6 protein-coding genes are annotated in these 5350 nt (G+C 39.4%); all 6 read right to left on the reverse strand.

The genetic code is table 11. The features are described from left to right. Positions 1–46: 46 nt before the first annotated feature. The 6 genes from QZR70_RS08335 to QZR70_RS08360 all read right to left on the reverse strand — a co-directional run bounded on the left by QZR70_RS08335 (position 47) and on the right by QZR70_RS08360 (position 5142). Positions 47–226 (reverse strand): hypothetical protein, encoded by a 180-nt coding sequence (locus tag QZR70_RS08335; protein WP_295794447.1) that lies wholly within the window; start codon positions 224–226, stop codon positions 47–49. 29 nt (positions 227–255) lie between these two features. Beyond that, positions 256–834, reverse strand: coding sequence for a cob(I)yrinic acid a,c-diamide adenosyltransferase (locus QZR70_RS08340; protein ID WP_039968824.1), 579 nt, complete (start codon positions 832–834; stop codon positions 256–258). A gap of 153 nt (positions 835–987) precedes the next feature. Then, on the reverse strand, positions 988–1941 hold the full coding sequence (locus QZR70_RS08345) for a M23 family metallopeptidase (protein WP_295794449.1): 954 nt from the start codon (positions 1939–1941) through the stop codon (positions 988–990). A 12-nt stretch (positions 1942–1953) separates the two neighbouring features. Further along, positions 1954–2475, reverse strand: a complete 522-nt coding sequence (locus QZR70_RS08350; RefSeq protein ID WP_105086124.1) for a DUF4446 family protein — start codon at positions 2473–2475, stop codon at positions 1954–1956. Between the two features lie 203 nt (positions 2476–2678). Continuing rightward, the gene (hydF, locus tag QZR70_RS08355; RefSeq protein ID WP_295794452.1) at positions 2679–3944 is read right to left on the reverse strand and encodes a [FeFe] hydrogenase H-cluster maturation GTPase HydF; all 1266 of its coding nucleotides are present in this window, start codon (positions 3942–3944) and stop codon (positions 2679–2681) included. 268 nt (positions 3945–4212) lie between these two features. Continuing rightward, positions 4213–5142, reverse strand: a complete 930-nt coding sequence (locus tag QZR70_RS08360; protein ID WP_295794454.1) for a ParB/RepB/Spo0J family partition protein — start codon at positions 5140–5142, stop codon at positions 4213–4215. Between the last annotated feature and the right edge of the window lie 208 nt (positions 5143–5350).

The raw sequence follows: 5350 nt of genomic DNA on the forward strand, positions 1-5350 counted from the left end.
AGACATAGAAGCGCCAAAGACAACACCGCCCCTCCGAATTATTTCTTCAGCAATACGCTAAATGCAGTGAAAATACACGCCACAGCCATTTGACGCGCACTTCGCCACGATATGGCGAGCGTCCGTTGATTTCGATGCTATATGTGATTGGTGTCAGTAGGATAATCAAGATGAGTGCTGCAATGATGGCCACAATAACGAGGGCCACAATAGCCACTGTACTCAACCACATCACCTCCTTAGGTGTACCTATGATTAGTTTTCAATACCTTTTCGAGCCATAACGCCTTGAAGGTAGTAATGTTTGACCTCTTTCATTTCCGTTACAAGGTCTGCCTCATCGATTAATTCTTGAGGAGCCCCACGGCCCGTAAATACGAGTTCCGTTTCTGGATGACGAGCATCGAGCAAAGCCTTTGTTTTATCCCATGTAATGAGTTCAAAGAAGAGTGCCATGTTGTATTCATCAAGAACCACGAGATCGTATTCACCACTGCTGATAGCAGCTAGTGCACGTTCGTAGCCTTTTTCGATGAGCGCTACATAGTCCTTTGGCGGATTGCCAGATTCAAAGACAACCACTTCATCGCCCCATTTAGCGAGTTCATCCTTGCTCTTCATCCCTTCTTTTATGATAAAGAATGGCTTGCCCACGGTTTCTAAGGTTAAATTCTTTAAGGTAGGTAAAATAGTATGTTCACTATATACTTTAGATTTCATAAATTGCAAAAAGAGGACTTTCTTGCCAGCGCCGATGGCACGGATGGCTAGACCAATAGCAGCGGTCGTTTTGCCCTTGCCTTCGCCGGTATAAACTTGTACATAGGCCTTCATAGATATACCTCCGTTCATATACTTTTATTTTACAATATATATATACAAAAGAAAAGAAAAAGAACTTGCTATTAGTGCATTTGCACGCATAACAAGTTCTTTTTCCTATGAATTATGTTTTATGTTACATATATTCTGTTTTATATTATGTTTCTAGTTGCTAATTGGCAAGAAGATCATAGGGTCTGTAGGAGATCCATTGAGGCGTACCTCATAGTGAACGTGGGCGCCTGTACTTTTACCAGTACTACCCATCAAGGCAATTGTTTGACCTTGTTTTACGCTCATCCCTACGGTTACCAATACAGCACTATTATGGCCATACCGTGTTACGAAGCCATTCCCATGGTCAATCTCAACAAGGTTACCGTAGCCGCCCTCTGTATAACCCGCAAAGGTTACAACGCCAGCAGCGGTAGCCACGATTTGTGTACCATAGTCATCCGCAATATCTACCCCTTCATGGAATGCACCGATTGCGCCTGTTACAGGGTCCACACGGCTACCAAATGGAGACGTAATAACGCCCTTGCTAGGCCAGATACTTGGCGTTGTGTTATTCGTAACACCACCAGAGCCAGCAGAGAAGTTAATGGATTGCATAGCCATAAGGTCTTGCGCACCACCATCGCGAAGGATATTACGCATTGTATAGAAGCTAACTAGCAGTTTTTGTGCGTCCTTGTCCATTTTTGATAGACGCGCTGATAATTGTGCCGCCGTCAGCGTCTTTACTTCGCTTTCATCAGCGGCTGGCTGCTTTGGGTCGCTACCGTCCCCGCCACCTTGAGATGGTGTGCCAGATTCAGCGCCCTTAAGCATTTGCTTATTCTCTTCGCTAATTTGATTTAAGTTTTGAATTTTCTTATCTAAAACATCTGTCTTTTGTTGTAACAATTTTAGCTGTTCAGATTGTAATTGTGTCTGTTGACGTAATTGCACAACCTCAGCTTGGCGCACGATGCCCCAAATGCCGAGAACCAATGCGGCGATAATTATAATAGAGCTTACAATAGCTGCAACCTTCGCTTGCTTGGTTGTTAATGTCAATATGCAGTTGTCACCATTTCTTTCAACTTTATTTGAAATAAATGCCGGTACTTTCAATACAAACCTTCCTTATTTAGAAACGATGGCGCTCGTTAACGCTTCCTCATTGGTGCGCTCGCCCAACGCTTCGTTCAAACTCTCTAATTCTTCTTGTGAAAGACTTACGAGACTTTTACCTTTCACAATGGGTTTACTAAAAATACGGGATTCGCTACGACCATAAATACTAGAGATACAGATACCGTTATTGTTGCCATCAAGTAATGTAAGTGCAAAAGACAAATCATTACCGATATTTTCAAAGGCATTATATTTGACAAAGCCAATTTTTTGTATCGTATTGCTTTGAATATTGCGGATCGCCGCTTGTTCGGTCATCATAGTCTCAAGACCCTTAGCAGCATCGCGAATTTCGCTAACCTCTACAGATAATTTACGTTCTAGGCTCGCACCATTGTCCCCTTGCATAAAGAAATCGTATTTCTTTTTAAGACTCCCTAAGCGAATGTGCAAGATGACACAATACACTAACAACGCTATAACAAGAACGATGGTTGCCATGCCAATCCACGGTTGAATCGATTCGAACATGTATATTCCTTCCTATACAATCATTCAAACTCCAACACTTAATTATACCATTCTTATTGTGAAAGTTAAATGACTGTATACAATTTAATTTAATATATTTAATGTATCTAATATAGATAAGCGATATCTATATAACAATTCATATAACAAGCATGTAAGGTTATATCTACATATATGTGTTAGATACACATTACAATACTTTATTAGCCCTCTAATTCGTCAACAAATGGGCTTATCGCTCGTTCTAGTATACCATGTAGAGCGGCTATGAGTACACCGTAATTTACGATTGGTGTGCCTTGTACAACGGCACATTCAATGCGTCGTAATACTTCGCGGCGTGTAAGCATACAAGCACCACAGTGGATGATTAAATCATACTGAGATACGTCTTTTGGGAAGGCTCCCCCACTCGTAAATTCTAGCTGTAAATCCCTATGCCCTTGCTTCTTAAGAAGATTAGGAATTTTTACAGTCCCAATATCATCACATTGACGACGATGTGTACAGCCTTCGCTGATGAGCACTCTAGAACCTGGTTTCAAATTCTTAATCGCCTTTACACCAGCTACTAAGTCCTGTAATTTTCCTTTAAAGCGTGCCATCAAGATGGAAAAGGACGTCAACGGAATTGTACTAGGTGTTAACTCATCAACCCGATCAAAGGCTTGAGAGTCACAGATAACCATCTTAGGCGGATTCTTAAGAGAATTAATCATGGATGGTAACTCTTCTGTTTGACACACGAGTGCTAAGCCTTTGTAATCAAGAATTTCTCGAATCGTTTGTACCTGTGGCAAGATGAGGCGCCCTTTTGGAGCTGCACTATCGATAGGACACACGAGGATGATTGTATCCCCTTCTTCTACTAAACCTTGTAATAGAGTTTGATCCCCTTCTACATCAAGTGGTGTTAATCCGCCCAGAAGATCGAGTAACTCTAAACGTTTAACCTTAGATGTAAAATCAGCAGAACCAATGACAGTAGCTAATTCAGATAATCCCTTATGAGTTTCTACATAAGTAGATGCATCTGTTTTATTTTCTATGATCTTTTCTTTATCATTTTCTTTGTCAATTTCTGCATTGATTTCATTTATAAATAATGCAATAGGCACATTATTTTGTTTTAATAGGCCTAACCAATGCATATCATCAGTAGTTGGTTCTTCATCGGTACGAAGTACATAAACAGCGAGGTTAATCTTCTTCACAACCTCTTCTGTTTTCTCCATCCGCAACGTACCTAATTCAGTTGTATCGTCTATACCAGCTGTATCGGTAATCACTACAGGTCCTAGTGGTAAAATCTCCATAGATTTGCTCACAGGGTCTGTCGTTGTCCCTGCTACTTCAGATACGAGGGATACAGGCTGATCTGTTAACATATTAATCAATGTAGACTTACCAGCATTACAACGGCCAAAAAAGCCAATATGCACGCGGTTTGCTTTAGGTGTTTGTTCCATAGTCTATCCTTGTTACTTAACATAACAGTAAAAGCGCAGTCCGTAGACTACGCTTTCACCGTGGATTGTAAATTGTATTTACATTATACAGAATTATGTTCGATTTGTCATTACTAAATTTACATAATTCGATATCAGATTTAGTATACCAATTATGTTATTTACTTACATATCCACTATATATAGTAATTACATAGTAATAATGAGTATACAGTTATACACTGCTATTGCTATTGCTATTGCTATTGCTATTGCTATTGCTAAGCAATTATACTCTAAATTCTACAGTTTCAGTATCATCTGTATGGTCTTGACCATCCATATAAGCAATGAGTCTTTCTAGTTCTGCTTCAGAGGAGAAGGCAATTTCAATCTTACCTTGTACCTTTTTACCAGCGCGGAACTTAATATTTACAGGAGATCCTAAGCTTAGTTTTAAACGATCCATAAGAGCACGTACTTCTGCAGTACTTTGCGGCTTAGCAGTCTTTGCCTTTGGTGTTTTATTTTGCATAGACTTAACAAGAGCCTCTGCTTGACGGGCACTTAATTCGCCCTCTTTAATGCGTTCAGCAGCTTCCATTTGTTGAGCTGCACTACGCAATGCCAACAATGGACGAGCTTGACCTACTGTTAAGTCACCTTCTATAAGATCTTTTTGTACAGAATCACATAATTTCAATAAACGAACCATGTTCGCAATATAAGAACGGCTGCGACCTAAACGAGCAGAAATCATTTCTTGCGTTTGTTTGTAAGTATCCATTAAACCTTGGTATGCCAAAGCTTCTTCAATTGGATCTAAGCCTTCACGTTGCAGATTTTCAACGAGGGCTACCTCTGTCATTTCTTCTGTATTATACTTCTTTACAATAACTGGTACAGTCTCTAAACCTGCAATAATAGCCGCACGGTAACGACGTTCACCAGCTACGATTTGGTATTTATTCTTTTGTTTACGTACTACAATCGGTTGAAAAATACCAAGATTTTTAATAGATTCAGCTAATGTAGCTAAACTATCTTCATCAAAGCTTTTACGAGGTTGATCTGCATTTGGAACTAATTCGGAAATTGGTAGTTCGTGAATCTCCTTTTCAGGTAACACAGATTCTACAGTATCTACCTTCATTAAGTTTCCAAGACCCTTCCCCAAGCCAGATGATTTACTTTTCTTACTTTTAACTTCTCTAGGCATAACTAACCTCTCTCACCTTACATATAGTGACTATATCAATTTTTAACACTCAATTATTTAATAGCCAATGTAATAATTCTGCTAATCTCAGACATTTGTTTAACTAAACACTTAGCCATTTAGTTCTTTCATCTATATATTAATCCGATTATTTATCTTTTGAAGCTTTGATTACTTCTTTAGCTAATTTAGTATATACATCAGCGCC

Origin of the sequence: uncultured Veillonella sp. (genome assembly GCF_900545205.1) — a bacterium.
In the GTDB taxonomy this organism is placed as follows: domain Bacteria; phylum Bacillota; class Negativicutes; order Veillonellales; family Veillonellaceae; genus Veillonella.

Bases quoted from the DNA above. Each gene is read 5' to 3' on its own strand.
- QZR70_RS08340 (WP_039968824.1), bottom strand. From the start codon at position 834: ATGAAGGCCTATGTACAAGTTTATACCGGCGAAGGCAAGGGCAAAACG.
- QZR70_RS08350 (WP_105086124.1), bottom strand. From the start codon at position 2,475: ATGTTCGAATCGATTCAACCGTGGATTGGCATGGCAACCATCGTTCTT.
- hydF (WP_295794452.1), bottom strand. From the start codon at position 3,944: ATGGAACAAACACCTAAAGCAAACCGCGTGCATATTGGCTTTTTTGGC.
- QZR70_RS08360 (WP_295794454.1), bottom strand. From the start codon at position 5,142: ATGCCTAGAGAAGTTAAAAGTAAGAAAAGTAAATCATCTGGCTTGGGG.